This window comes from Colwellia sp. MB02u-9 (assembly GCF_014077085.1).
Classification (GTDB): Bacteria; Pseudomonadota; Gammaproteobacteria; order Enterobacterales; family Alteromonadaceae; genus Cognaticolwellia.
Genome location: NZ_JACGVF010000043.1, coordinates 1 through 1,067, shown reverse-complemented (window position 1 = coordinate 1,067; position 1,067 = coordinate 1). Strand labels below are relative to the sequence as shown.

Annotated in this window: 1 protein-coding gene; it reads left to right on the top strand. The window is 38.1% G+C overall.

Annotation, left to right across the window (positions count from 1 at the left end):
- Positions 1-621, top strand: a 621-nt coding sequence (locus H4J65_RS00230) for a sulfotransferase (protein ID WP_182193992.1), incomplete at its 5' end; no start/stop codon positions are given.
- Positions 622-1,067: the final 446 nt, after the last annotated feature.

Sequence of the window (1,067 nt, the reverse complement as noted above, 5' to 3'; positions counted from 1 at the left end):
GCATCACGACTAAGAGGCCGTAGTAATAATAAAAGTGATCAAGAAGCCCAATATCCGAAAAACTTAAACGAAATTAATCCCGAGTATTTCAAACGCTTTGGTCAGCAATTTATTGACGAAACTCAAGTCTACCGAGAAAAGGCACCCTTATTTATTGATAAAATGCCCAATAACTTTCTCCATATTGGCCTGATCCGATTAATACTGCCCAATGCTAAAATTATTGACGCTAGGCGCTCGCCCATGGCTTGTTGTTTTAGCGGTTTTAAACAATTATTTGCCGAAGGACAAGATTTTAGTTACGACCTTGAAGACATGGGTCGTTACTATCAAGCTTATTTAAAATTGATGGCACATTGGGATGATGTCTTACCGGGTTATGTATTAAAGGTAAATCATGAAGATGTGGTTGATGATTTAGAAACACAAGTACGAAGAATGCTTGATTTTTGTGGCTTAGAGTTTGAACAATCGTGTGTCGATTTTCATAAAACCCAGCGCAATATTAAAACCCCAAGCTCTGAGCAAGTGCGTCAACCCATTTATAAAAGTGCCACTGAACAATGGCGACATTTTGAGCCCTATTTAACGCCCTTGAAAAAAGTACTTAATATAGAATAAAGGTGACCTAGATAAAGAGTATATCTTCGTTCTTTCACATCGGCGTGTATGTACTTTATCTAGGTAAGTCATTAGAGTAATGCAGGAGCACAATTACCGAGATGGCTAAGAACAGTCATGTGATCAATACATTGCCAACATGGATGCCGGTACTTAGTATTTGTCTGGCACAAAAAAACTGCCCCTTCGTCCTGAATATAAAAGCGAACAGGTTAATGTTCGCTTTTATGTTTATCGCTAAGGAATAAACCTTAGTGAAGTGGCATAGTCACCGCACTTTTTATTTAGATAACACGTTAGTGATTAGCTAAATACCCAGATTACACTTTCTCTACCTTAATTTTATAAAAAACACTATAAAGCACAGGTACGGCTATCATGGTCAAGATAGTGGCAAACGCTAATCCGCCCATAATAGTCACCGACATATCAGCAAAGAAAGGGTC